The organism is Niabella pedocola (assembly GCF_021044425.1).
Taxonomy (GTDB): domain Bacteria; phylum Bacteroidota; class Bacteroidia; order Chitinophagales; family Chitinophagaceae; genus Niabella; species Niabella pedocola.
Window position 1 is genome coordinate 2,734,807 of sequence record NZ_JAJNEC010000005.1, and the last position, 24,051, is coordinate 2,758,857.

Genomic DNA, 24,051 nt, shown 5'->3' on the forward strand with positions numbered 1-24,051 from the left:
TTGCAGCATTACGTTTCAATGTACAGGACAGAGGTACGGAGGGCTTCGATACAGGATCGTATAGCGCAGCAAGTACCGGATCGTGAGCGGGGTTATCAAATACGTTCTATGGTCATGCCGTCCCGATCAATCGGGATTGTTTCGGCATCTGTAAAAGGATGACCCGTCAAATGGAGGCCAATTCACCCCGTCAGCTCAGGAAAACGCAGCTTTACCCGAACGCAGTATTTTAACAATTACTTCCACGTCACCGGCCGCGATATCTTTTAAAAAACAGGAAAATTGCAGTAACTTACTATGTCCGGAGTATTGATTGTAATCCGGGTTCTTTTACATTAAACCCCAGACTATGGTTCCTCCCATTCAAAAAGAAAAAGCTGAGCGGTTCCTGAAACTGCATCACGATGAAGCGATCCTCGTATTGCTAAACTCATGGGATACCGGCAGCTCAAAATTAATTGAGGCCTGCGGCTATAAAGCCATTGCCACCACCAGCATGGGCATTGCTGCCTCCATGGGGTACCCCGATTGCCAGGTGATACGGTTGCCCGAAATGCTGGAAGTGATCACGGGTATTGTAAACGGCGTACAGGCGCCGGTAACCGTGGATATAGAGGCGGGCTATGGCAATGACCTGTACGAAGTCATTGAATCGGTTAAGCAGATCATCGCCACCGGAATTGCCGGAATCAATATTGAAGACAGCATTCATCTGAGCCCGGTATTGATAGACGAGCAGGAATTTTGTGAACGGATAGCTGCAATCCGTTCCTTATCTAATGCACTAGGCTTTCACCTGGTTATTAATGCCCGAACGGATGCCTTTTATACCGGATCGGGTACACCGGCGGAAAAATTAGCCGAGTCTATAAGGCGGGGGAATAAGTACCGGGAAGCAGGTGCCGACTGCATTTTTGTACAGCCGGTATGGGAAAAAGCAGCCATCGCCACACTGGTTAAAGAAATCAATGCGCCCATTAATATTCTTTCCAACCCCACCATCGGGGCGGGCGGACTTCCACCCTCCGTTCCCGAGCTCCAGGACCTGGGTGTGGCCCGCGTAAGCCTGGGCTCCAGTATGATGAAGGCAACCCTGGCACTGATAAAAAAAGTGGCCCGAGAATTGTCCGGCCAGGGTACCTACCATACATTATCTGAGGTGATGAACCCGCTCGATGAAGCGGTACAGGCCTATAATATGGCTATCGGGAAAACGTCATCGTTGTAAAGATCCCGTATGTAATTCCGGCAAGGGCGCGGGGTCCTCTGCGAGCGACCCCGCTGTGAAAAAGAATAATACCGGAAATGCTTAGGCCAACACGCTGGAAATACAGCATTTTATTTACAGATAAGAAAATAAAGCGGATGCGAACACTCTTGCTAAATATACTGCTGATCAACGCCACGGGTGCTTATGGACAAAGCCTGGCTGAAATGGACAGCCTGGTACGTGCAGCTGGCAGCATCCGGAACTCCAATCAACTGGCACAATCGCGGCAGCTCGCCGTTGCAAAAGGCTATGGTCCATCAGCCCTGTTTGTGCTCGCGGCGTTGTTCAACAAAGAAGGTGAAACCGGCATTTATTCGGATTGCAGAAAACGTAATCTGACCGAAGGGGAAGTGGCGATGATTTTTGCGGATGGCATAGAATGGATGCCCTATGCGACACTGACCGGCATGCAGAATTGCACCCTTACGTTTTGTGAAGACAATCTCAATAAGATTGAATATTACTTCGGGGTTATACATCTGATCGGGGTGGAAACGTTTCAGAAGCGGTATCTGAACTGGCTAAATGGTAAAGAGCGGAAAAGATACCTTAAAGAGGAGCGGCGGCTGAGGGGAAATCGATAAAGCGGTACAGGCCTATAATATGGCTATAGGGAAAACGTCATCGTTGTAAAGATCCCGTATGCAATTCCGGCAAGGGCGCGGGGTCCTCTGCGAGAGACCCCGCTGTGAAAAAATGAAAAAGCTTATTCTGGTCATGCTGAATTTATTTCAGCATCTATACACTTCTTTCATCCCGGCGTCTTCTGGAAGAGACGCTGGGAACCAAAAAAAAACGAAAGGGAAGGAAATCCGTTAAAATCAAAGCAGAGAGCGGGGTGCAAAAATTTTGGTTTGGGCCTGCCTGTTTGCCGGAGCGTTGCAGCATCATCTGCTCAGGTAAACGCATAAAAATCCAAGGATCGCGGGCAGGGCCTGTATAAAAAAGATCTTTTTTGATGCGGAAAGCGCGCCATAGATGCCGGCTACGATTACACATCCTAAAAAGAACAGGGCAATGCGCTGCTGCCATACGGGGTCTGGTATAAATAGGCTCCACACCAGGCCTGCAGCCAGGAAGCCGTTATACAATCCCTGGTTGGCAGCCAGCGACCGGGTGGGTTTAAAAAGCGCGGGTGGCAGCGTTTTGAAAACTTTTTTGCCGGTGGTTTCCCAGGCAAACATCTCGATGTATAAAATGATCAGGTGCTCCACCGCAACCAGTGCAATAAAAATTTGGGCAATTGTTTGCATGTGTCTTTATTGTGAACACTAAAGATACAACAATCGGGGTTCGGCCGGATACCGGAAAGGGAATGCCCATATCTGCGGCAACAGCCAGGGCGGCTGCAGCCGGGTTACGGAAATCGGATATTAACGGTACTCCAGCAAGGTGCCCTCAATGGAGCGGGACCCATTATTGATATTATAATAGTACACCACCAAAATACGCCGGCGGTCCAGCATTATGGCCCAGGGATAACCAATATCGGTGCTCGTTGCATCGGCTCTGAGGATAAATTCCTTTGCGGTTTTAAAGTCTGTACATTCAGCATTGAGCACACGGGCCCTGATCCCGTGAGGGGCATGCCGGTAGCCGTAGGTGACCAATACCCGGTTGTCTGGTAAACGTAGGGCCTGCAGGGGATGTCCCATAAACCCCATGGGTTCCCACTGGAAGGTTTTGCCGCCGTCTTTTGAGCGGGCAATACAGGCAGTATCGCCGGCATTGGCCGTGCGCATGAAAGCAACAAGGTCGCCCTTGGGCGTTTCATAAATAGAGGTTTCGTTAAAGGAGATCCTGGGGTCTTTGGCAACCACCGATTGATACGCCCAGCTCTTTCCCCCATCGTTGGATGTGAGTAAATAGTTGGAGGTTTTTTTGCTCGCGAAGTCATCCGTAGCAGCCACTACCCAGTAGATGGTGCCGTTCCGGCCTTCATACAGGGCGCCCCTGTTATAAGCCGGTAACTTATTTCCGTAGGGACTGTAATGCACTTCTTCGGGAACGGTTGGCGGGTAAATGGGAGCGCTCCAGGTGTGGCTATTATCCGCAGAGCGTAACAGGTAGCCGCCCAGGAAAACCGCATTGGCGGCTTTAAAGTACGGGGTCTTTAGCCGGGCCAGTGCCTCCGCATTGGGAAAGGACCATCCATAACTGGCGCATAAAAGGGTGCCATTCCGCAGCTGCAACAGGCAGGGATCCTGTGAGCCGCCAAAGGGATGTGCATACAACAGGCTGGGTGCTGCGGGCCAGTGAAGCCCGTCTTTTGAGGTCAGCTGCATCAGGTAGCTGTTGGGATCCACATGTGTGGTAACACGCTCTCCTAAAACGCGCCGCTCGGGCGCCCTGCGAAAAGCCAGCAGGTAGCTGCCGTCTTTTTTCCGGACAACCGAAGGAAAGGCGCAGTGAAAGAGACTGTCTTTGTAAATAACAAAGTCTCGGATTTTTTGCAGCGTCGGGGCGGCATTCCCTTCTTTGATAACCGTTGAAGATTGTGCATAGGTTGCTATGCCTGCGCACCAAAAGGCGATTGCCATACAAAGGCGGAGTTGTTTGGATGTTGCAATTTTGATCATATGTTCAGAATATCGTTATATGATGTTAGCAGTTAACCGGTGTGCCGATCTTTGCTAACCATCTGGGAGATCTGCTCAAAAATAAATGATACCGTTGTTGTGCGCTTATACTTTATGGCAGATATGCTGTATTTTTTTTCAGGGGCCGGCCCGTAAGAAAGGATCGGGCAGGAGCCGGGTACACTTTCAGCCCGCTGAATGCTGATCTGAAACCATAGTATCATTTTTACCGTATCGGAAATGCGCGATGGTTGCCGGCGGTGCTAAAGGACATCGGACAGTTTGCCCAAGCCATTGTTGACAAAAAGGAAATAAAACCGATCTTTACGAGCCCTGGCGGAAACAAGGGAACTGCCTTTGCGTTGCCTGCAGGGAAATCGGTTGCGGAATTGTCAAAAACAACGGTAAAAAAATAAAACGGATCCAGAACAGAGCGCATGTGGAATGACCGCTTTGAGGTTGGAGCGGGCGACTCTGCAGGATTATGAAACCAATAAAATAAAACGGATACTGAGCACATGAAACGGATCACCTGTGTACTTAAACGATGCATGGCCTTGCTGCTGTTACTGCCCCTTTGCGGAGCTGCTGCAATAGCGCCCTTACTGCCCGTAAATCTGAAAATAGAATACCTGGACCGGCCGATGGGGCTCGATGCGCCGCAGCCTCGTTTCAGCTGGACGTTAAAAAGCACCGGAACGGGGTTGTATGGTCAGCAACAGACGGCATACCGCATACTGGTGGCCAGCTCCTTAAAAAAACTGGAGGCCAATATCGGGGATGTTTGGGATTCGGAATGGAAGCCGTCTGCGCAGATGGCGCAGGTTGTGTTCGCTGGTAAACCGTTGCGTTCGGATCGCCGGTACTATTGGAAAGTGGCCGTGAAAGATGAAAAGCAGGTGGTTTCCGACTGGAGCGAAACGGCGTACTGGCACACTGGTATCCTCACGCCGGATCTGTGGAAAGCAGGGTGGATCGGGTCTTCCGTGGTTTTTGATCCGGCTCAAAATGACTGTAATATCCCCGATCCCTGGTTGCGTAAAACCTTTGTACTGGATGCTGTTCCGGAGCAGGCGATGCTATACGTGGCTTCTGTGGGCTTTCATGAGGTGTATGTAAATGGCAGGCGGATCGGCGATGATGTAATGCCAACAGCGGTAACGGATCACACCAAGCGGGCTCGGTATGTAGCCTATGATATTGCATCCTTTCTGAATAAGGGTTCGAATGTGATTGCCCTGTGGCTGGGCACATCCTGGTCCATACACGGGCCTTATGTAACAAAAGACCGGCCGAATACGCCGATTGTGGCGGCGCAGGTGGATGTTTATAAAAGCAAAGATCCGGGCGCGGCAGAACGACCCTTCGCCACCGTTCGTACCGATGCTACATGGAAGATAAAAGCCAGTCCCAGCAAGCTGTTGGGGGTATGGAACTCCAACCGGATGGGCGGAGAGCTCTGGGATGCCAACCTCGATGAACCCCAATGGAATACAACTGCCTACCGGGATGATGACTGGCTGCCCGCAACCGCTTATCATCCGAAACTGCAGGTATCAGCCCAGCAGGTGGAGCAAAACAGGCGCTTTAACGAGATCCGTCCCGTAGCTATTAAAAAGATCAGTGATGATACCTACCGGGTGGATATGGGCGTCAACTTTGCCGGCTGGATCGCGGCTGACCTGGAAGGAAAACCGGGTCAGCGTGCAACATTGTTGTTTTCCGAGCGGGAGCAGGCAGACATGACCTTCGGCCTGCACAGCGCTTATATTTTTGATAAAACCGGTAAAGGAACCTTCCGGAATAAATTCAATTATGGATCCGGCCGGTGGATCACCGTTAAAGGCGTTACAAAAGCGCCACAGCTCGGCGATATCAAAGGATGGCTGGTGCGCACCGCTTATAAAGAGGCGGCAACGTTCAGCTGTTCAGACAGTCTTCAAAACTGGATCTACAACACCGTGCGCTGGACCTACGAAAATTTATCGCTGGGAGGTTTTATTGTCGATTGCCCGCAACGGGAGCGGCTGGGGTACGGAGGGGATGCGCATGCTACCTGCGAAACCGGAATGCTGAACTACCAGGTGGGTGCACTTTATACCAAATGGATGGAGGACTGGCGGGATGTAAGCGGCACCGAATCCATCGTAGGTAATATGTATGATACAGCCTTTGCCCGCAAGGAGGTAATGAGCGGGCGACATCTTCACCAGGGTGTCCTGCCGCATACGGCACCTACCTATATGGGCGGCGGCGGACCGGCCTGGGGCGGCATTGTAGTAACCTTACCCTGGTACTTCTACCGGCAATACGGTGATGAAACGATCCTCCGGAAAAATTTTTCACTCATCCGGAACTGGATCGGTTTTCTGGAAAGCAATACCCGGGATGGTGTGTTGCAGCGCTTTGGCGGCAGATGGGATTTCCTGGGCGACTGGCTCTGGCCCAATGCTACGGCAGAAGGCATGAATAACGACTCGCCGCAGAACCTGTGCTTTAATAATCTTTACCGGATCTATAATCTCCGGATCGCGGCAAAGATCGCCGGCCGGATCGGGGAAAAGGAATGGGCGGTAAAATGGAGCAGCCAGGCGGATGCTTTCAGCGGCATCATTCATAAAAAATTCTTTAATGAAAAGGACACTTCTTATGCCGACGGATCGATGGGGAATCTGGTTGCGGCGCTGCTTGCAGACGTAGTTCCGGAAGCCTGGAGGCAACAGGTATGGAAGCGGCTGGAAAATGAGATCCGGGTGCGCAGGAAGGGGCATATTCATGTAGGGATAACCGGTGGTGCATTGCTCTTTAAACTATTAAGGGAACAGAACCGGCAGGACCTGCTGTTTGAAATGGCTTCCAAAACAGATTACCCCGGCTGGGGGTATATGAAAGAAAACAATGCCACAACGATCTGGGAAATGTGGGAAAAAGACCTGCCCGGGCACTCCCTGCTTCATAGCTCCTTTTTATATCCAGGGGCCTGGTATATCGACGGACTGGCGGGGATCAAAGTGGATGCGCCGGGATATACAAGGTTCATCATTCAGCCCCCGCAACTTGCAGCTTCCAGACTGAGTTGGGTTAAGGCCGGTTTTGAATCGCCCGCCGGTTTTATTAAAAGCAACTGGAGCCGGGAAAATGGAAGGCTTCAGCTGGATCTGGAGATCCCGCCAAACAGCACGGCATTGCTGAAGATTGCAGATGCAGATGGCCTGTTCCTGAAAGAAAAAAAAGGTGCGATCCGGAAGATCGGAAAACATAAGGGGATAACGGTGTACGAACTCCGGTCTGGGAAATACCATTTCTGAGGACCAGGGCAGTTACCGGTGAAAACCGGCTGCGGTACCGGAAGTAACATTTTAGTAAACTTGCCGTTACATTCTGATAATGCCCTGCGGATAGTTTTGCGCAAATGGCATCAATCATGAAATATCCGATTACACTGCTTTTGACCGTGCTGTTGGTAACAGCCGGCTGCGACCCTGACAACAATGATATTGTTCCTGAAGAGATCATCCAGGAAAACCCGGCTACATTTACCGCGGTTGGACAAATTGATATTGGCGATCAGGGCGCCGCCGAGATCGCTGCCTATGATCCGGCAACAAAATGCCTGTTTGTGGTAAATAACAGTGCCGGTGTAGTAAATGAAAAAGCTGCGAATTTTATTGATGTGGTAGATATCAGTAATCCCGCGGCGCCGGCGAAGATCCATTCCATTAGCCTGGAGCCTTATGGCGGGGCGGTAAACAGCCTCAGCGTTTCCGCCGGTAATGTAGCTGCAGCCATACAGGCCACGGTAAAAACCGACAATGGAAAAGTGGTGGTATTCAATACGGCCGATTATAAAGAAGTAAAAACCATCACTGTTGGTGCACAGCCGGATATGATTACTTATACACCAGATGGCCGGTACATTCTTACGGCGAATGAAGGAGAGCCCACTACAGAAAACTATGCGGTGGATCCGGAGGGCAGCATCTCTGTTATTTCCGTTAAAGAAAATTATGCGGTAACTACTGTGAATTTTGCCGCTTTTGCCGGTAAACGTGCGGCTCTGGAAGCCGGCGGATTCCGGATCTTTGGAAAGAGTAATGACTTTATAAAAGACATTGAACCGGAATATATAACGGTTGCTTCGGATTCCAAAACAGCCTGGATCACGCTGCAGGAAAACAACGGGATCGCAAAAATGGATATTCCTTCCAAAACCATTACCGGTATCTTTCCGCTGGGTTTTAAAGATTTCAACATCGCCGCCAATGCCATAGATGTAAGCGATGAAGATGGAAAAACGGAACTGAAGAACTGGCCGGTGAAAGGCATATATATGCCGGACGGGATTGCGGTATTGGAAACCGGCGGCACCCCATATTTATTTACCGCCAATGAAGGTGATGCCCGGGAATGGGGCGATTTTGTGGAGGCTGTGCGGATAAAAGATGTAAAGCTGGATGCTACGGCTTTTCCCAATGCCGCGGCACTTCAGGCCAAAGCCCAGTTGGGACGTTTAAATATTACAAAATTCCTGGGCAATAAAGATGGCTATTATACTGAACTGTATGCTTTCGGTGCACGCTCCTTCAGTGTATGGAACGGTCTTACAGGCGCACAGGTGTATGACAGCAAAAATGAACTGGATCAAAAAGCGATCGAATTCGGGGTATATGATGATAAACGAAGCGATGATAAATCCATTGAGCCGGAAGGAATAGCCATTGGAAAAATCGGAAAAACACCGGTGGCCTTTGTGGGCATGGAGCGGGTGGATGCCGTTGCTGTTTATGATATCAGCAACCCGCAACAGCCGAAATTCCTGCAGCTGCTAAAAGTGGGGGATGCACCTGAAGGGGTAATGATCATCGCCGCCAAAGATAGTCCTACCAAAAGATCGTTGCTGGTAGTGAGCAGCGAAGATGACGGTGTGATCAAATTGTTCAGTCCTGCCAGCTGATGAGCGGCACTAAGCAACCAGTTCCACTACGTTCCCTTCGGGATCCAGGACCACGCTTTCATAATAGCCATCACCGGTGGTACGGGGTTCGCCGGTAATGGTGAAGCCATCGGTACGTAAACGTTCTGTAAGCGCATCCACCTTTTCCTTTCCTCCCAGGGAGATGGCAAAATGGGCAATCCCCATCATATAGCCACGCGGGGTTCCTGCACCGCTGATCTGCGGCATCTGCATCAGTTCAATGCGGCAGCCGCTGTCAAATGATAAAAAATAAGAATAGAAATGTTTTTTGGGGTTGTGATAACGCTCGCTGCTGACGGCATTAAAGTAAGTGATGTAAAAATGACGCAGTTTTTCCAGGTCGTCTGTCCAGATAGCGATATGATCAATGTGCATGGTAGATGATATTATGGACTGAAGGTATCAAAATTTTTATGTAACGGTGAAGCGGCCGCAGATCTTTGCAGATCAGCATGCAGCACAGATTGATGCCCGCCGGTGCGCTGACCCGCCAAGGAGGCCCATATAAAACTGGTATGGAGCTTGGGACCCTGCTCCTGCGGGTTTATTTGCTATCAACGGCAATGCTTAATAGGTTGTGCAGTTACATATTCCGGCCATGAGGTTTCCGTTGCTACTTTCAAAAAAATCTACGCATTTGCAGCTGTCTTTCCTTCTATACCAAGTCTTTCGCAGGACCTCCTGTGCTCTTATAAAATAAATGGGTATTTTTACCGTTATACTCTTGGTTCGGTGATCGCATACACCTGTATGGTCAAACATCTTTTAAATACGGGGCGCTTACCGTTTCATCATCTTGACCCTCTGTTCTTTTATGATTAAAAAAATAATTTGCAGTCTGAGTATGGCTTTTTGTTTTTACACGGGAGCCGCTTATGCGCAGGACCAACCGGCTACGGACACAATGAGCTACTATCGCAGTCAGATCGATACATTGGATCAGCAACTGATCGACCTGCTGGGACAACGTATGAAGGCAGCCCGTGCTATCGGCAACTATAAACTGGAGCACAAGATCGGGGTTGTTCAATCCGCGCGTTTTGAAAAGGTACTGGAAGCCGCCATCCGGAGGGGCAAAGCCTGGCAACTTTCAGAAGCATTCGTGCGGGCCTTTTACAATGAAGTGCATAAGGAAAGCATCCGGCAACAGGAACAGTTGCAGGCAGAAAAGAAACAAGCCGCGAAGTAGCAGTGTCGAAGCGAAGGTGGTTGAGCCGGATGCAAAGCCCGGCCGCAGTTAAAGGATCCGTATAGATTTGCTATACCAGGTTCAGTTCAATGCTGACAACGGTTCCGTTGCCAGGCTCGGAACGGATATCCAGCTGACCGTTCAGGTAGTTTACCCGGTTTTTTATATTATGAATGCCCGATCCTTTTTTTTCGGCTAGGCTCCCGGGCGTAAAGCCGGTTCCATCATCTTCCATTGTAATAAAGAACCGGTTTGCGTTCTGACTGCATTGCAGCAGCACATAACTGGCCTTTGCATGCTTTACGGTATTCGACAACAGCTCCTGTATGATGCGGTAAATATGCACCTGCTTTAACCGGTCAATGTCGGATCGGATATGTATCGGTTGAAAATCGATCTTCAGTCCCTCTTTCATATAAAATCCGCAAAGATCCTTAAGCGCGGTTTCCAGCCCGAATTCGATCAGGGACTGTGGCATCAGGTTGCGGGCCACCCGCCGGAGTTCTTCAACGGAATGATCAAGCTGGTGCAGGATTTTATAAAAAGGCGGATCTGTGGCCGGGTTCAGGTGATGCTTTGCCCAGGACGAGAAATTTATTTTTACACCGGAAAGCAGTCCGCCCAGTCCGTCATGCAGATCTCTTGCCAGTCGTTCGCGTTCCCGTTCCTCGCCTTCGAGGATAGAGCGGGTAATGGTGAGCTGCTGTTGCTGAGCCAGTTCCTTTAATTGCTGCCGGTGGTTTACCGCTTCCTGCTCCAGTAATTTTTTATGGCTTTTGTAATAGAAATAATAGAAAATGGCAAAGGCCAGCAGCAGAAGACAGGCACCACCCAGTAAAAAATTAAACAACCGGTTCTTACTGGCCTGCAATGCCGCCTGGGCATTGGCTGCTTTTAAGGAGGCTACCTGTTTTTCCGATTCCGCTGTTTTGTAACGGGCCTCCATATCATTGATGTCGTTCCGGAACCGGCTTTCGTGCAGGCTATCGCTCAGATTGCTATACAACACCTGGTAGCGGAAAGCTACCGGGTAATGATTAAGACCGGAATAGACCAGCGCTGATTTACGGTATACCTCCAGCCGGTTCTGATCCATTTCCATATTCCGCGGGTCGGAGGAAAGGATATTTAATACGGTAAGGGCGTTTTGAAATTCCCCGGCTTCTATCAAACAGTCAAGCTTGTAAAAATTCAGTTCGTCTATGAAGTATACCTTATTGGGACCGCTGGCTTTTTCAATGGCCCTGTCAAAGCTCTGTACGGCTTCCCTGTATTGTTTTTGTCCCTTCAGGTACAGCCCTTCAATCATATAATAGCCTGCGTATTGATCGGATTCGGGGTATTTGAAAAGGATCTGTTTAAAAGCGTTTAAGGTTTCTTTGGCTTTATCCCATTTTTTTAGCAGGATATAATTTTCACCCGAACGTTTATAAGCGGCGATCAGGCGGCTCTCCGATTTCAGGCGGAGCAATATGGAAATGGCCCTGTCAAAATAGGTTTCTGCCTTTTCATTTTGATCGAGGTTCATAAACGCCACGCCAACCCCTACGTAATGTGTGGCCAGGGATGCGGAGTCATTGGCCTGTTCGGCCAGGGGGATGGCTTTTGAAAGCATGAGCTGGATATAACCTTTATCATCATCGGCTTTTTGCCGCATTACGGCCCGGCTGCTCCAGGCTGTAGAGCGGATGGTGAGCGCTTCTTTTACAGGAGAGGCGGACAGTCCTTCCTCTACTTTTTTATAAAGGGCTTCGCTTTGTTCGGTAGCGCCGGTATAAAACAGGTAGTAGGCTTCTGTGGCATTAGCCACCTGGGTGAGGAAGGGGCTGGAGGCGGCCAGTGCCCTGCCCCGGGCAATACAGCCCCGGGCCTTTAGGGTATCTTTGGAAATCCAGTAGGTAGCGAGCTGAAAGTTGACCCGTGCCTTAACACTGTCACTAACGGGTTGCGTTAATACCTGTTGCAGACTGTCGATATACTGTGGTGTATACAGATAATATTGCGCCCGCGCGGTAGTGCTCCACCACAACGCCAGCACCAGCACAAAATATTTTAAATACATGCGGATCCGATAAGGGTTTTGAATAGCTCCTTTATGTGTAACGCCGCTCCGGAACCATTCGCAACAATGCCCTGCAGCAAAGACCGTTCAGGGTCACAGGGTAGCAGGTTGCGTGGTAACGGCTGCAGCTATTGCTTTACGGGTCAGCACATATTCGAGGTAATGTAAAGCTAAAGTTCTTTTTTGATATAACAGAAGCCGGAGCCGGTAAACCTGCCTGTTTGGCGATAGACCTGCACTTCCCCAGGGAAAGAATCCAGGTTTGACGTTTCAGGTTTCAGGTTGAGTTGGGTTCCGTTTGAGATTTGAAGTAAGGGCAAAACTTCGGATTCCTGCGGTACAGACCGGGAGCGACCAGCGGGATGATCGTTGATCGGCGACGACTTCTTCTCTTCTATATTTAATGTTTTACAATCCCTCAGCATCTTTCACTACCCGGAATCCAAGGTTGCTAAAAGAAGCGTGCGGGTTAACCGACCCGATATCCACGGCATTATAAAAGTTACACGCGTTTTTGCTGCACCACCAGGAACCTCCCCGGGCATGTGCCACGCGGCGGCCCTTATCTCTTGGCAGGGATCCGCTGCAAAATTCAAATACATTTCCGAATACATCATACAGGCCCCAGGGGTTGGGTTGAAAGCGGGCTACCGGAGCAGTATACATAAAGCCATCGGTGCTATCCGCCTGCAGATGATCGCGGCCCTGCCAGATATTGGCATAGCGGCTGATACTTTCAGCAGTAACGCCCTTGAAATATTTGGTAGCGGAGCCCGCCCGCGCCGCGATCTCCCATTCTTCCAGCGTAGGTAGCCGCACACCGGCCCATTTGCAATACACCAGCGCATCGGTGAAACTGATGCCCGTAACCGGGTGGTTCATCTTCCCGGTAATACCGCCCCTGGCGACCCCGTTGGGATAACGCCAGTAGGCCGTGCTGTCATCCAGCCACCGGAACTCTTCCAGGCCCGGCTCAAATACCAGGGCATCTTTAAAACGTTCAGCCTCGGTTTGATAACCGGTAGCCAAAATGAACCGTTCAAATTCGGCGTTGGTGAGTTCCGTGGCCGCTATGGAAAATGCCTTTATAGTGATCCTGCGCCGTGGATTTTCAACGCTTCCTTTAAGACCTACTTCGTAGCTGCCCGCGGGTATTTTTATAAACGATTGCTCCTGGGAATATACGCCGGTATAACAGTAAATAAGCAGGAGCAGGGTCGCTATTGTTTTCATAACGCGGTTATTTTACCAGTGTTTTTAAAGAACGCTTTCCTGTTCTGGATGTATAATAGGCCATTGTTGTGGTTAAAATAAAAGCTTCTGTGGTTTTATCAGCATCAACCGTTACCTGATAACCGACCGGGTCGCCATACAGGTGGTTGTAATATTCCGACTGCGTAAAGCTGCTAAATACATCATGCGCCATCAGCGCCATAAAGGTAGTAAGAACATCCGTATCATCCGGCCGTTGCCGGTAGTAAGCCATCATGGCAGGGATGAATTCCCATCCGTTTATTTCAATAATGGCTTGTTTGATGTTGATGCCCCAGCTTTTCTTTTGTTGAATGACCTCATTGAGGAAGGTTATCACAGAATCCCGGTTCATTTTCAGAAACTGGATCTGGCGGAAGCTTAATGTATTTTCATTATAGCCAAAGCTTAATCTTGGAAACAGTTTTCCGCGCTGAAAAAAATAGGTGAACCTTGCACAATTCTGAAGGTACCGTTCGGGATAGATCATGGCATAGGTGAATTTTTCCCGGATGCTCAATGAATCATAAGCCCCCTGGGATACCGGTTTATTCCTGTAGGATTCCCGGCTGTTCTTGTATTGCTGTATAAAGGCCTGTATGCGCTCCAGTCCGAAGCCGGGGTTGGTTAGGCGTCTGAAATCGGGTAACCCGTTGTTTTTCGCGGGGGCGGTTTGCCCAAAACCCGGGAGGCTCATGGTGATCCAGAGCATGATCTGAATAATTCTCATAATGAAGATAACCGGTTAAGGATCGGTTTATGGAAATAGACGTGGCAGCGCCGTTTTTCCATAAATGCCTTATGCAGGTTTCCGTTCCTTATAATAGGCCCTTGCCCTTGCGATGATCAGCGCTTCATTGGCGCTGTTGTATTCCAGCGCCGTTTCATGATTGCCATCGATACCATATAGTCTTTTATGGGAAGCGGAACGGATAAAAGGCATGAACGTCCCGCGCTTCATCAGCAGCATTAATACGGTGAGCAGGTCCTTGTCTTTTTTATCCGCCGTGTAAAAGTCGATGAGGTAGGGAATCATTTCCCAGCCATCTATTTCCACCAGTGCATTTTTATAATTCACACCCATCCGGCGGCTGCGGTTGGCCGACTCCCGGATCAATGCCATCACCGAATCGCGGTTGCTGCGTAAAAAATCCAGCTGCCGGCTGCTCCAGGTTTCTTCATCGCCTTCAGACACCAGGTACCCGAAGATCTCTTTGTGCTCATTGGCGTGGATCATATTTATGTCGCAATTTTGCGCATACATTTCCGGGTGTATCATCGCATAGGTGAACTTTTCGCGCAGCGACAGCGATTGATAAACGGTGTCTGTTAATGCGCTGATGCCTTCATCGCCGCTTTCGCCCGGTTTGTCTTTGATGGCCGCAATCTGCTTTTTTACATTGTCCAGTCCATAGGGAGGTACGGTGGTTTTCTGCCGGAATTCACGGTAAGCCATGGCCGCCTTTGGTGGCTGCTGGTAAGCCGCGTCCTGGGCCTGTGCCCCAAATAAGCAGGTATAAAAGAGCAGCAACAGTAACGATTGTTTCATTGAATTGATTTTTTCGGATCAGCTTTTGGTACTTCTTTTTTTGTAATAGTCCATAGCGGTTTTTAAAAGAAATTGTTCGGCAGCAGGGGAATAATGAATGGCCGATTGGTAATTGCTGCTTTTGCCATACAATTGTTCATAATAGGTGGTATGTAAAAAGTCATCAAAAGATCCCTGCTTCATTAATAAGATCAGCGTGGTAAGTATGTCCATGTCATTGGCTGCTTTATAATAGCGGATCATAAAAGGGATCATCTCCCAGCCATCTATAATGGTAATGGCGTTTTTATAATTGACACCCATTTTTTTACTTTCATCAACGGATCTTATGACCCAGGTCATTACAGAGTCTCTGTTGTCCTTGAGAAAGCGAACCTGCCGGTCGCTCAGGCTGTACTCATAAAAGGTTGTGATCAGGTTGCTAAATACTTTATCCGGTTCGAAGAGTTGCCGGGGAATGAGGCTGCAATTTTGCGCATATCGTTCCGGGTGTATCATGGCATAAGTAAATTTCTCCTGCAGAGACAGGGAACCGAAGGCTCCCATGGACAAAGGACTTTGGGCAAAGGGCCTACCGGTCTTTCGCTGTTCCAGGTCTATCAGCGCCTTAATTTTTGACAGACCATAGGAAGGGGTTGAGGCTTGCACTCTGAATGAAACTGCGGGAGCTGCGGTCTGCTGGCACCGGCCGGCATCAGCCGTCGTAAGTAAAACCGTCAGCATAAATAAGATGGCGCGATTCATAAACGGTAGTTTTAAAAATGAGGAATATGATTAAAGATCCTTAAATTTCTTTCTGATAGCCCACCACATCCAGCACTTTTCCGAATTTTTCCCCTACATTTTTGAAATGGGCGCATTTGACGTACCCGTTCTTCTCAAAAAAATGAATGCTCCGGTCATTGTCGCCGGAGATAATGGCCAGCAGGTTTTTAAAACCGGCCTCCCGCGCATGTGCCTCCAGTTGCGTAAGCGCTGTTTGCCCGATCCCTTTTACATAACAGTCATGCGCCAGGTAAATGGTCAGTTCGGCCGTTTTATCATAAGCCTGCCGCTTTTTATAATTGGTAAGGTAACAATATCCTGCCGGCTGCCCCTGGTTGTGGATCAGCCAGGATTTGAACCTGGGATGTCCGATATAGATAAATTCCTTTAGTTCGTCTGTAGTAACCGGTTCGGTATGAAACGTAGCGGTGGAATGGAGCACATACCAGTCGTAGATCTGCTTCACGGCCGGCAGATCTTCCGCCGCAAGTTCTTTAAGGGTGATATCGGGTCCCATATTATTGATAAGGCAAAGATATGTTTAGAATCCATATTGATCTACCAGGTAGATCAGGGCTGCCAGGTTCACGGCGCCCAACTCCAGCTCGCGTTTGTTTACGGCTTCAAACACATCGGAGCGCGCATGATGAATATCGAAATAGCGCTGCGAATCGGGCAACAGCTCCGCCATAGGCACATTTAGTTTTTCGTGGATAAACGATACGTCGGTACCGCCGCCGCCGCGGGTAAACTGGTTGGCCCCGTAAGGCTCCAGCAGCGGGATCCAGCTTTTTAACTGCGCAAACTGTGCATCATTGCAGGTAACGCCAAAGCCACGGGGTGTAAAACCGCCGGCATCACTCTCCAATGCCAGGAGGTGTTTTTCCTGCCTGTTTTTTGCAGCTTCATCTGCGTACCGGGCGCCACCTCTTGCGCCGTTTTCCTCGTTGGCAAAAAGCACAAAGCGGATGGTTCTTTTGGGTCTGTAGCCAAGGGCTTTGTAAGCTCTTAATATTTCAATGGTCTGCGTAATACCGGCTCCGTCGTCGTGGGCCCCTTCGCAAATATCCCAGCTGTCCAGGTGACCGCCCACAGTGATGATCTCGTTGGGGAATTCGGTGCCTTTTAATTCTCCAATAATATTATGTCCCTTTGCATCCGGCAGAAAATGTCCCATTGTTTTAAGGAATAATGATACAGGCGTTCCTTTACCAAGCTCGGCTGCCAGCCAGTCGGCGTCCTTTAGTCCAATGGCTACTGCGGGTATCTTTTTATAAGCGGAATCATACCGCGTGCCGCCGGTATGGGGGTTATTGTCAACGCTGTGGCTCATACTGCGTACCAGGCTGGCCAGGGCGCCGTATTTTGCAGCCAGGGAAGTGCCGCGCGTGCGGTATTTTACCGCATCGCCATAGGCTTCAAAAGTTCGTATGAACCGGGGATTGAAGGGATAATTATAAAAAACGATTTTTCCTTTTAGCTGGTCTTTTTTTGCCTCCAGCTCCTCAAAGGAACGGATAAGGATCACCGGGGCGTTAATGCCCTTTGTTCCGGTACCTTCCGTATTTCCCAGCGCCAATACATCCAGTGCCTTTTTTGTTCCATTGGCCAGGGTGGCCGTTGCCTGGTCGTTGCCGCCGCGTACCCAGTGGGGCACCATGCATTCCTGTTTAAAAGTACGTTCACTGCCGCTTTTTTGAAGCAGCTGATAGCCCCATGCCTCTGCCTGGTACATTTGAGGGGAGCCGGCCAATCTGCCCCCAATGGTTTTGGTAAGCGTTCTCAGGTTTTCGTAGGCCTGGCTGTTGACCAGTATTTCATCGGCGATCTTCCGGATAAATGTTTCATCTTTTGTTTGAGCCGGCAGGTTTAGCCAAAAAAATACGCCTGCGATCCAAAACAATTTTTTGCCCATGCTGTTATTTGTTTTCTGTAAAGGTAAAAGTTTACAAAAGATCTGGTTCTGAAAATTGAGGGGCGATTCATTTTTTACGGCAGGGAGATGGCCCGCCTGTTGTGCGGCGCAGTTTTAATGCCGTTGCATAACCGGGGTTCTACGAATTGTGGCGGTTAACAAAAAGGTGATATGCCCCGGAAAAGAACGGATCGGTAATTATCAAAGCAAAACATATCTTTGGGTATGCGAATTGGAATCGTTTGTTATCCTACCTACGGCGGAAGCGGTGTATTGGCAACAGAATTAGGGAAAGCCCTTGCGGAAAAAGGCCATTTTGTGCATTTTATCACCTACCAGCAGCCGGTGAGGTTAAACGGGTTTATTCCCAATATTTATTATCACGAAGTACAGGTACCTACCTACCCGTTGTTTGATTTTCCGCCTTATGAAACGGCGCTCGCAAGCACCATGGTGGATGTGATCAAGAACTATAACCTGGACCTGCTGCATGTGCACTATGCCATTCCGCATGCTTCGGCGGCCTATATGGCCAAAAAGATCGTGGAAAGAGAGGGCAAGCATATCCCGGTGATCACCACATTGCATGGAACGGATATTACCCTGGTTGGCCGCGATAAAACCTACGCCCCGGTGGTGGCTTTTTCTATCAACCAAAGCGATGTGATCACGGCCGTGTCCAATAACCTAAGAGAAGAAACCTATAAAAACTTTGATATCCGCAAAGACATCGAAGTGGTATACAATTTTATTGATGTTACCCGTTTCAATCATAAACCACTGGATGCTTTTAAAAAAGTGCTGGCGCCAAACGGAGAACGGATCCTGCTGCATGCGTCCAACTTCCGTAAAATAAAACGGGTGCAGGATGTGGTAAAGGTATTTTATGAAGTGCAAAAGAACATTCCTGCAAAACTGTTGCTGGTAGGGGATGGTCCCGAGCGGCAAACAGCGGAAGAGCATGGAAGAGAACTGGGGATCTTTGATAAGCTGGTATTTGTAGGTAAGCAGGAGCAGATGGAGGAGATCTTTGCGGTTGCTGATCTGTTCTTACTGACCTCCGAATATGAAAGCTTCGGACTGGCGGCGCTGGAGGCGATGGCATCCAGGGTGCCGGTTATTTCCACCAACGCAGGCGGATTGGGTGAAGTAAACGTAGAAGGGGTAACAGGGTTCCTGGCAAATGTAGGCGATGTAGCCACCATGAGTGAAAAAGCACTGTACATCTTAAAGGACGATACGATACTGAACGAATTTAAACAGCGGGCATTTGAGCATGCGCAGCAATTTAATATTGATGCGATCATACCCGAATACGAAGCTATCTACCGGCGGTTTTGTAAAGATTGTTAAAACGGGTTTAAAGCAATCAGCCTTCAGCTTTTGGCACAATGCTTATAGCTGAAGGCTGATGTATGAAAGCTGATAGCGAAATGCTTACAGCTCCTTTATCTTAAAATTCTTCCACCGTACTTTAATACCGCCGCCGTCGTGGATCTGAAGGGCGATAAAGCCGTTTGCCTGGCCGATTTTTTCGTCTTTCAGGTACACCATCTGATGTCCATTGAGCCAGGTGGTTACTTCATCTCCCACCACTTTAATGCGCATGGTATTCCACTGGCCTTCTTTCAGGATTTTTTCGTCTTCGGGTTTGGGTTTGATGATCCAGCCGCGGCCATAGGATTCATAAATACCACCGGTATTGTGATTGAGCGGGGCTACTTCCACCTGCCAGCCGCTGATTTTTACGCCTTCGATATCGGACCGGAAAAATACGCCGCTGTTGCCATTGGCCTCCTGTTTGAACTGGAGGGTGAGATCAAAGTTTTTATAAGATTTTTCAGTGGAGAGGTAACCATATTTTTTATCAGGTCCGCTTTCGCAAACCAGTTCCCCTTTATCTACATACCACTTTTCAGTACCATGTATTTTCCATCCGGTAAGATCTTTGCCATTGAATAAAGATGCTGCCTTTTTCTTTTGGGCATTTGCCGTTATAAGAACCGTGCAGAGCATCAGGAATAAAAAGCCTTTTTTCATTTTCAAGAAGTTTAATTTTTAGTAAGCGATCGGAAAACGTCTAAAATAAGCCAAATAATGGAAGGAACCTTCATTGGTGCGCCTTTTTTTGTTGAAATTCCTGTTGCAAAACAACGTATCCATGCGTTTTATAAATTAAACTTTTTATATGCGAACTTTTGCCATTTTGCTGCTCTGTATTTCATCATTAGCCGGTTGTAGCAAGTCCGGAAAGGAACGTCCGGTAAATTGCGATGAGCGGATGATCAAAAAATTTGAAGACCAGCTTAGTTGCAACGGGTATCCGGGTATGTACACGGTGCTGATGCGGGGCGCGTACCAGGGCAAGGCTGTTTATTTTGTAGAAACCGCTTGTATTGCCTGCAACACAGCGCCGCCTTCAAAAGGAACCCGGTGCGATGATACCGAGGTTACCTTCGGTAGCCGGGATCATCTGCAACAGGTTACGGTGGTAAAGGGTTGCCCAAACTAAACGGTATCTCCGGCGCGGCATCAGGCCTTTACAAGTAGCGTGGCATTGTCTACAGCCACGATTTTCAGCTGTTTCATACCCGATGGCATTTTCCAGGAAACTTCATCGTTTTTCCGGAATCCGATAATCGCCGCGGCCATTGGAGTAAAAATGGATATTTTTTTTGCCTGGATATCGGCTTCTCCGGGCATTACGATCTGGAATGTCCGTTCTTTTTGCGCATCAATGTCCAGGATCCGGACAGTTGAGCCGATACGGATGGTATCAGGGGGCAACGCCTCATCTTTTACGACAACGGCCCTGCTTAATTCATGTGCCAGGGTATTGTCTGGTTCTTCTGTTTTTTTATCCAGCACTACGATGGCTGTAAGTTTTTTATAATCGGATTCGCAAAGAATAACCGGGTTACTGTTCGTACTCATAATTAAAAAAATAAATGATTAGAAAAAAATAATGCAAAAAGGGATAGCCGGAAAGCTGTTAAAGAAGCTGACCAGCGGGGCGCAGGAGATAGGCCTTTGTATGTATATAACACAGATGCATTGGGGGCAAAGTTACCTCAAAACCCGGAGGTTGCCAAATTGCAGAGGAGAGATGCCACTGAAGCACTGAAACACAGAAGCTTCAGACTTTTGTTGGAGAGACCATCAGAAAACCTGTGTTCCTAAGCCCCGGTGGCTATTGATACCGGGAAGTAGAAATAAAAAGCTCAGTGGTTCTTTGCTCAGCGGCCGGCCTTCGTCTTTCTTTTTCCTTCAATATCCGGTAAAAAACCGGTTAAAAGGCCAATCAACGGAAGGAATGAACAGATATAAAAGACGTATTTAATGCTGGTGGCATCTGCCAGATTTCCTAACAATGCAGAGCCGATACCAGCCATTCCAAAGGCGAAGCCAAAGAACAGCCCTGAGATAAGACCCACTTTTCCGGGTATCAGTTCCTGCGCATAAACAAGAATGGCCGAAAATGCCGAAGCCAGGATCACCCCTATGGGAATGACGAGTACAACCGTCCAGAAAAGATTTACATGTGGCAGCAATAACGAAAACGGCGCTACCCCCAATATGGATACCCAGATCACATATTTGCGTCCGATACGGTCGCCCACCGGTCCGCCGATAAGGGTTCCGGCTGCAATGGAGAACAGGAATACGAACAAATAAACCTGGGATGCCGATACCGATACATGAAATTTATCGATGAGGTAAAAGGTAAAATAGTTGGTTAAACTGGCCATGTAGAAATACTTGGAAAAAATGAGGACCAGTAAAACCGTTACGGCCAGTGCTACTTTGCTCCTGGGTAGGGGAGGAGCCACGGCTGTGGTAGCGGTTCTTTTTTTGCGGTGCTCCCGGATAATACCTTTATACCATTTGCCAATATACGAGAGGATGACCATTGCAATAAGCGCCACCAGCGAGAACCAGATAATACTGAACTGTCCGTGTGGTACAATGATCCAGGCGGCCAGCAGTGGTCCCAGGGAGCTGCCGAAATTACCTCCAAGCTGAAATACAGACTGGGCAAGACCTTTGCGCCCGCCGGAAGCAGTATGGGCCATCCGCGATGCTTCGGGATGAAAAATGGAGGAGCCTACGCCGATCAGGCAAACGGCCATCACCATTACCGGGAACCGGCTTGCATTTGCAAGAATGATGAGTCCTATAAGCGAAAATCCCATGCCGGCCGCGAGGGAATAGGGCTGGGGCTTCCGGTCGGTATACATACCCACAAACGGTTGCAGCAATGAAGCGGCCAGCTGAAACGACAGGGTGATCAGGCCGATCTGCGCAAAACTTAATGCATAGCTGGTTTTGATAATAGGGTAAATGGCCGGTATCAGCGATTGAATGGTATCATTTAATAAATGGGAAACGCTCAACGCAATTAATATCGGAAAGATGGTTTCTTCGGCTCTTTTTTCGGTTATCGCTGTCATTTTCTTCAGATAAATTAGGGGTTCATTGCTGTACCGGATTGCAAAGGTAAAGCGGATCGTTGAAACAGATGTCTGTTTATGGATAAGCGGTATTATGAATACGGGCGTTCGTTTGCTGCCGGTGGGCAGCATCAGCTACAACAACGCAGCAGTCATCAACCCATCATTCCTGGTGTATGCTGTTTTTTTAAGATGCCTGCCCGCGTACCCTTATTATGTGAACGTACCCGGTCGCTGGCGGAGCGCACCACAAAGCGGCGTTGCCCCGTCGCAATTACCCTGTTTTCAATAACTGCTGATAGGCCCGGTGTACGGCATCAAAATTAAAAGAGGCCACCGTTTGTGTCATCAGCGAACGGATCTGTTCTGTACATAAATTCTGAATGCTTCCTTCGTGGGGATCTTTAATGGTGGTTTGCTCCGGTACCTGATAAGTGCCATCGTCTACAGAGCGGCCCACCTGGATATAGGCATCACGGAAGGGGGTTCCTTCCAGCACCAGCTGGTTCACCAGGTCTACGGTAAACAGGTACTTGTATTTTTCGTCTTTTAAAAGATCGGGCTTTACGTCAATGTTGGAAAACATCAGGCCGGCCATCTCAATACAATCCCTCAGCGTTTTAAATGCGGGAAATAGATGCTCCTTCAGTAACTGGAGGTCGCGGTGGTAACCAGATGGCAGGTTGGTGGTCATCATCAGGATTTCATTGGGCAATGCCTTTATGCGGTTGCAATGCGAGCGGATCAGCTCAAATACATCCGGATTTTTTTTATGTGGCATAATGCTGCTGCCGGTTGTTAATTCCGGTGGGAAGCTGATGAAGCCAAAGTTCTGGTTCAGATATAAGGTGGCATCCATGCTCATCCGAGACAGGGTGTCTGCGATGTTGGCCAGTGCCTGGGCAACTACCCGTTCGGCTTTACCGCGGCCCATTTGTGCATATACCACGTTATAGTTGAGGGTGGCAAAACCCAGCAGTTCTGTTGTAAGTGTCCGGTTGATCGGGAACGAGGATCCATAACCGGCTGCCGAACCCAGCGGGTTTTTGTTGATGATATCGTAAGCCGCTTTGAGGCTGATCAGGTCGTCTACAAGGCTTTCCGCATAGGCACCAAACCAAAGTCCGAAGGAAGAGGGCATGGCCAGTTGCAGATGGGTATACCCGGGCAGCAGGAAGCTTTTATATTTTTCGCTTTGGGTTTGTAACAGTTCAAAGAAGGGGGTAATAGCGTTAACCGTTGTTTCAATTTCGCTGCGCAGGAACAGTTTCAGGTCTACCAGCACCTGGTCGTTCCGGCTGCGGGCGCTGTGTATTTTTTTACCGGCTTCGCCGATGCGCTGGGTTAGTAAGAGTTCTACCTGGGAATGAATGTCCTCCACATCTTCCTGTAATTCAAAAGCACCGCTCTGGATATCGGTATAGATGTTGCGCAGGGCGGCCTGCAGCTCGGTGAGTTCGTCTTTTTTTAAGAGTCCCACCGATTCCAGCATTTGAATATGTGCCAGTGAGCCCAGTACATCAAAGGGGGCCAGGTATAGGTCCATTTCACGATCCCTGCCTACCGTAAAGGTTTCTACTTCTTTTAAGGAGTCTGTATTTTTTTTCCAAAGCTTCATACTTCAGTTACAAGTTACAAATTTTAAATTGCAGGTTATTCTGCGGATGGATAATTATTCCAGTTATTTTCAACCCAGTCGATAAATTTATTAATTTGTTTGCTAAGCCCCGTATAATTTTCTCTTACGGTTTCGTAGCCTTCTTTATCTGTTAAAGATTTTGTTTCAAAGAGATAATCGAGATGTTCGATTGTTTCATCGCATTCTGTATGAGCGTAGGTGAGGTATCGGATGAATTCTGCTTTGTATCTTTTCCTTCCATAGCCTTCAACAATAGCGGTTGATACTGCCTTTGAAGATCGGCGTATCTGGCTTCCTTCTTCAAAGCATTCAAATTTAGGTAATTGCAGACTTATCCTATGGATCTCAATGGCCAGTCTGTGTGCTTCCCGATAAATATTTAAGTCTCTGTAACTTTTCATTTTTA

General features: G+C 48.7%; 23 protein-coding genes. 8 read left to right on the forward strand and 15 right to left on the reverse strand.

Annotation, left to right across the window (positions count from 1 at the left end; genetic code table 11):
• The first annotated feature begins 349 nt into the window (after positions 1-349).
• Positions 350-1,228, forward strand: a complete 879-nt coding sequence (locus tag LQ567_RS18760) for an isocitrate lyase/PEP mutase family protein (RefSeq protein ID WP_231007116.1) — start codon at positions 350-352, stop codon at positions 1,226-1,228.
• A gap of 137 nt (positions 1,229-1,365) precedes the next feature.
• Positions 1,366-1,854, forward strand: coding sequence for a hypothetical protein (locus LQ567_RS18765; RefSeq protein ID WP_231007118.1), 489 nt, complete (start codon positions 1,366-1,368; stop codon positions 1,852-1,854).
• A gap of 303 nt (positions 1,855-2,157) precedes the next feature.
• On the opposite strand, the gene LQ567_RS18770 is transcribed toward LQ567_RS18765, so the two are convergent.
• Positions 2,158-2,523, reverse strand: a complete 366-nt coding sequence (locus tag LQ567_RS18770) for a DUF1304 domain-containing protein (protein WP_231007120.1) — start codon at positions 2,521-2,523, stop codon at positions 2,158-2,160.
• A 120-nt stretch (positions 2,524-2,643) separates the two neighbouring features.
• Entirely contained in the window at positions 2,644-3,849 is a 1,206-nt protein-coding gene (locus tag LQ567_RS18775) for a sialidase family protein (protein WP_231007134.1), read from the reverse strand.
• Positions 3,850-4,367: 518 nt separating this feature from the next.
• On the opposite strand from LQ567_RS18775, the gene LQ567_RS18780 reads away from it, so the two are divergent.
• Positions 4,368-7,157 (forward strand): family 78 glycoside hydrolase catalytic domain, encoded by a 2,790-nt coding sequence (locus LQ567_RS18780; protein ID WP_231007143.1) that lies wholly within the window; start codon positions 4,368-4,370, stop codon positions 7,155-7,157.
• Positions 7,158-7,273: 116 nt separating this feature from the next.
• The gene (locus LQ567_RS18785) at positions 7,274-8,803 is read left to right on the forward strand and encodes a choice-of-anchor I family protein (protein WP_231007152.1); all 1,530 of its coding nucleotides are present in this window, start codon (positions 7,274-7,276) and stop codon (positions 8,801-8,803) included.
• Between the two features lie 9 nt (positions 8,804-8,812).
• Here LQ567_RS18785 and LQ567_RS18790 read toward each other — a convergent pair whose 3' ends face one another.
• A complete protein-coding gene (locus LQ567_RS18790) occupies positions 8,813-9,199 on the reverse strand; it encodes a VOC family protein (protein WP_231007164.1) in 387 nt (128 codons plus the stop codon).
• Between the two features lie 469 nt (positions 9,200-9,668).
• Between LQ567_RS18790 and LQ567_RS18795 the strand changes: the two genes are divergently transcribed.
• Positions 9,669-10,013 (forward strand): chorismate mutase, encoded by a 345-nt coding sequence (locus LQ567_RS18795; RefSeq protein WP_231007166.1) that lies wholly within the window; start codon positions 9,669-9,671, stop codon positions 10,011-10,013.
• A gap of 70 nt (positions 10,014-10,083) precedes the next feature.
• Here LQ567_RS18795 and LQ567_RS18800 read toward each other — a convergent pair whose 3' ends face one another.
• The 7 genes from LQ567_RS18800 to LQ567_RS18830 all read right to left on the reverse strand — a co-directional run bounded on the left by LQ567_RS18800 (position 10,084) and on the right by LQ567_RS18830 (position 17,555).
• Positions 10,084-12,075, reverse strand: a complete 1,992-nt coding sequence (locus LQ567_RS18800; protein ID WP_231007175.1) for a tetratricopeptide repeat-containing sensor histidine kinase — start codon at positions 12,073-12,075, stop codon at positions 10,084-10,086.
• 408 nt (positions 12,076-12,483) lie between these two features.
• A complete protein-coding gene (locus tag LQ567_RS18805; protein WP_231007177.1) occupies positions 12,484-13,308 on the reverse strand; it encodes a formylglycine-generating enzyme family protein in 825 nt (274 codons plus the stop codon).
• A 7-nt stretch (positions 13,309-13,315) separates the two neighbouring features.
• Positions 13,316-14,056 carry a hypothetical protein gene (locus tag LQ567_RS18810; protein WP_231007178.1) on the reverse strand — a complete coding sequence of 247 codons (741 nt, stop codon included), beginning with the start codon at positions 14,054-14,056 and terminating at the stop codon, positions 13,316-13,318.
• A 69-nt stretch (positions 14,057-14,125) separates the two neighbouring features.
• A complete protein-coding gene (locus tag LQ567_RS18815) occupies positions 14,126-14,875 on the reverse strand; it encodes a hypothetical protein (protein WP_231007187.1) in 750 nt (249 codons plus the stop codon).
• Between the two features lie 18 nt (positions 14,876-14,893).
• A complete protein-coding gene (locus LQ567_RS18820) occupies positions 14,894-15,619 on the reverse strand; it encodes a hypothetical protein (protein WP_231007189.1) in 726 nt (241 codons plus the stop codon).
• Positions 15,620-15,659: 40 nt separating this feature from the next.
• Positions 15,660-16,157, reverse strand: coding sequence for a GNAT family N-acetyltransferase (locus LQ567_RS18825; protein ID WP_231007191.1), 498 nt, complete (start codon positions 16,155-16,157; stop codon positions 15,660-15,662).
• Between the two features lie 24 nt (positions 16,158-16,181).
• Complete coding sequence (locus LQ567_RS18830; RefSeq protein ID WP_231007195.1) at positions 16,182-17,555, reverse strand: M20/M25/M40 family metallo-hydrolase; 1,374 nt, start codon at positions 17,553-17,555, stop codon at positions 16,182-16,184.
• 225 nt (positions 17,556-17,780) lie between these two features.
• Between LQ567_RS18830 and bshA the strand changes: the two genes are divergently transcribed.
• Positions 17,781-18,908 carry an N-acetyl-alpha-D-glucosaminyl L-malate synthase BshA gene (gene bshA / locus LQ567_RS18835; protein ID WP_231007196.1) on the forward strand — a complete coding sequence of 376 codons (1,128 nt, stop codon included), beginning with the start codon at positions 17,781-17,783 and terminating at the stop codon, positions 18,906-18,908.
• 84 nt (positions 18,909-18,992) lie between these two features.
• Here bshA and LQ567_RS18840 read toward each other — a convergent pair whose 3' ends face one another.
• Positions 18,993-19,595, reverse strand: coding sequence for a 3-keto-disaccharide hydrolase (locus LQ567_RS18840; protein WP_231007197.1), 603 nt, complete (start codon positions 19,593-19,595; stop codon positions 18,993-18,995).
• Between the two features lie 148 nt (positions 19,596-19,743).
• Here LQ567_RS18840 and LQ567_RS18845 point away from each other — a divergent pair, with 148 nt between their 5' ends.
• A complete protein-coding gene (locus LQ567_RS18845) occupies positions 19,744-20,067 on the forward strand; it encodes a hypothetical protein (protein ID WP_231007198.1) in 324 nt (107 codons plus the stop codon).
• 20 nt (positions 20,068-20,087) lie between these two features.
• Here LQ567_RS18845 and LQ567_RS18850 read toward each other — a convergent pair whose 3' ends face one another.
• A complete protein-coding gene (locus tag LQ567_RS18850) occupies positions 20,088-20,489 on the reverse strand; it encodes a GreA/GreB family elongation factor (protein WP_231007199.1) in 402 nt (133 codons plus the stop codon).
• A 302-nt stretch (positions 20,490-20,791) separates the two neighbouring features.
• Entirely contained in the window at positions 20,792-22,006 is a 1,215-nt protein-coding gene (locus LQ567_RS18855; RefSeq protein ID WP_231007200.1) for an MFS transporter, read from the reverse strand.
• A gap of 25 nt (positions 22,007-22,031) precedes the next feature.
• Here LQ567_RS18855 and LQ567_RS18860 point away from each other — a divergent pair, with 25 nt between their 5' ends.
• Positions 22,032-22,298 carry a hypothetical protein gene (locus LQ567_RS18860; RefSeq protein WP_231007201.1) on the forward strand — a complete coding sequence of 89 codons (267 nt, stop codon included), beginning with the start codon at positions 22,032-22,034 and terminating at the stop codon, positions 22,296-22,298.
• Here the strand turns inward: LQ567_RS18860 and argH are convergent.
• Positions 22,281-23,624 carry an argininosuccinate lyase gene (gene argH / locus LQ567_RS18865; protein ID WP_231007202.1) on the reverse strand — a complete coding sequence of 448 codons (1,344 nt, stop codon included), beginning with the start codon at positions 23,622-23,624 and terminating at the stop codon, positions 22,281-22,283. The two genes, LQ567_RS18860 and argH, sit on opposite strands and share 18 nt — an antisense overlap.
• A gap of 35 nt (positions 23,625-23,659) precedes the next feature.
• Positions 23,660-24,046, reverse strand: a complete 387-nt coding sequence (locus LQ567_RS18870) for a four helix bundle protein (protein WP_231007203.1) — start codon at positions 24,044-24,046, stop codon at positions 23,660-23,662.
• Between the last annotated feature and the right edge of the window lie 5 nt (positions 24,047-24,051).

Excerpts from the sequence above, each read along its gene's own strand:
- LQ567_RS18760 (WP_231007116.1), top strand. The coding sequence starts at position 350 with ATGGTTCCTCCCATTCAAAAAGAAAAAGCTGAGCGGTTCCTGAAACTG.
- LQ567_RS18765 (WP_231007118.1), top strand. The coding sequence starts at position 1,366 with ATGCGAACACTCTTGCTAAATATACTGCTGATCAACGCCACGGGTGCT.
- LQ567_RS18770 (WP_231007120.1), bottom strand. The coding sequence starts at position 2,523 with ATGCAAACAATTGCCCAAATTTTTATTGCACTGGTTGCGGTGGAGCAC.
- LQ567_RS18775 (WP_231007134.1), bottom strand. The coding sequence starts at position 3,849 with ATGATCAAAATTGCAACATCCAAACAACTCCGCCTTTGTATGGCAATC.
- LQ567_RS18780 (WP_231007143.1), top strand. The coding sequence starts at position 4,368 with ATGAAACGGATCACCTGTGTACTTAAACGATGCATGGCCTTGCTGCTG.
- LQ567_RS18785 (WP_231007152.1), top strand. The coding sequence starts at position 7,274 with ATGAAATATCCGATTACACTGCTTTTGACCGTGCTGTTGGTAACAGCC.
- LQ567_RS18790 (WP_231007164.1), bottom strand. The coding sequence starts at position 9,199 with ATGCACATTGATCATATCGCTATCTGGACAGACGACCTGGAAAAACTG.
- LQ567_RS18795 (WP_231007166.1), top strand. The coding sequence starts at position 9,669 with ATGGCTTTTTGTTTTTACACGGGAGCCGCTTATGCGCAGGACCAACCG.
- LQ567_RS18800 (WP_231007175.1), bottom strand. The coding sequence starts at position 12,075 with ATGTATTTAAAATATTTTGTGCTGGTGCTGGCGTTGTGGTGGAGCACT.
- LQ567_RS18805 (WP_231007177.1), bottom strand. The coding sequence starts at position 13,308 with ATGAAAACAATAGCGACCCTGCTCCTGCTTATTTACTGTTATACCGGC.
- LQ567_RS18810 (WP_231007178.1), bottom strand. The coding sequence starts at position 14,056 with ATGAGAATTATTCAGATCATGCTCTGGATCACCATGAGCCTCCCGGGT.
- LQ567_RS18815 (WP_231007187.1), bottom strand. The coding sequence starts at position 14,875 with ATGAAACAATCGTTACTGTTGCTGCTCTTTTATACCTGCTTATTTGGG.
- LQ567_RS18820 (WP_231007189.1), bottom strand. The coding sequence starts at position 15,619 with ATGAATCGCGCCATCTTATTTATGCTGACGGTTTTACTTACGACGGCT.
- LQ567_RS18825 (WP_231007191.1), bottom strand. The coding sequence starts at position 16,157 with ATGGGACCCGATATCACCCTTAAAGAACTTGCGGCGGAAGATCTGCCG.
- LQ567_RS18830 (WP_231007195.1), bottom strand. The coding sequence starts at position 17,555 with ATGGGCAAAAAATTGTTTTGGATCGCAGGCGTATTTTTTTGGCTAAAC.
- bshA (WP_231007196.1), top strand. The coding sequence starts at position 17,781 with ATGCGAATTGGAATCGTTTGTTATCCTACCTACGGCGGAAGCGGTGTA.
- LQ567_RS18840 (WP_231007197.1), bottom strand. The coding sequence starts at position 19,595 with ATGAAAAAAGGCTTTTTATTCCTGATGCTCTGCACGGTTCTTATAACG.
- LQ567_RS18845 (WP_231007198.1), top strand. The coding sequence starts at position 19,744 with ATGCGAACTTTTGCCATTTTGCTGCTCTGTATTTCATCATTAGCCGGT.
- LQ567_RS18850 (WP_231007199.1), bottom strand. The coding sequence starts at position 20,489 with ATGAGTACGAACAGTAACCCGGTTATTCTTTGCGAATCCGATTATAAA.
- LQ567_RS18855 (WP_231007200.1), bottom strand. The coding sequence starts at position 22,006 with ATGACAGCGATAACCGAAAAAAGAGCCGAAGAAACCATCTTTCCGATA.
- argH (WP_231007202.1), bottom strand. The coding sequence starts at position 23,624 with ATGAAGCTTTGGAAAAAAAATACAGACTCCTTAAAAGAAGTAGAAACC.
- LQ567_RS18870 (WP_231007203.1), bottom strand. The coding sequence starts at position 24,046 with ATGAAAAGTTACAGAGACTTAAATATTTATCGGGAAGCACACAGACTG.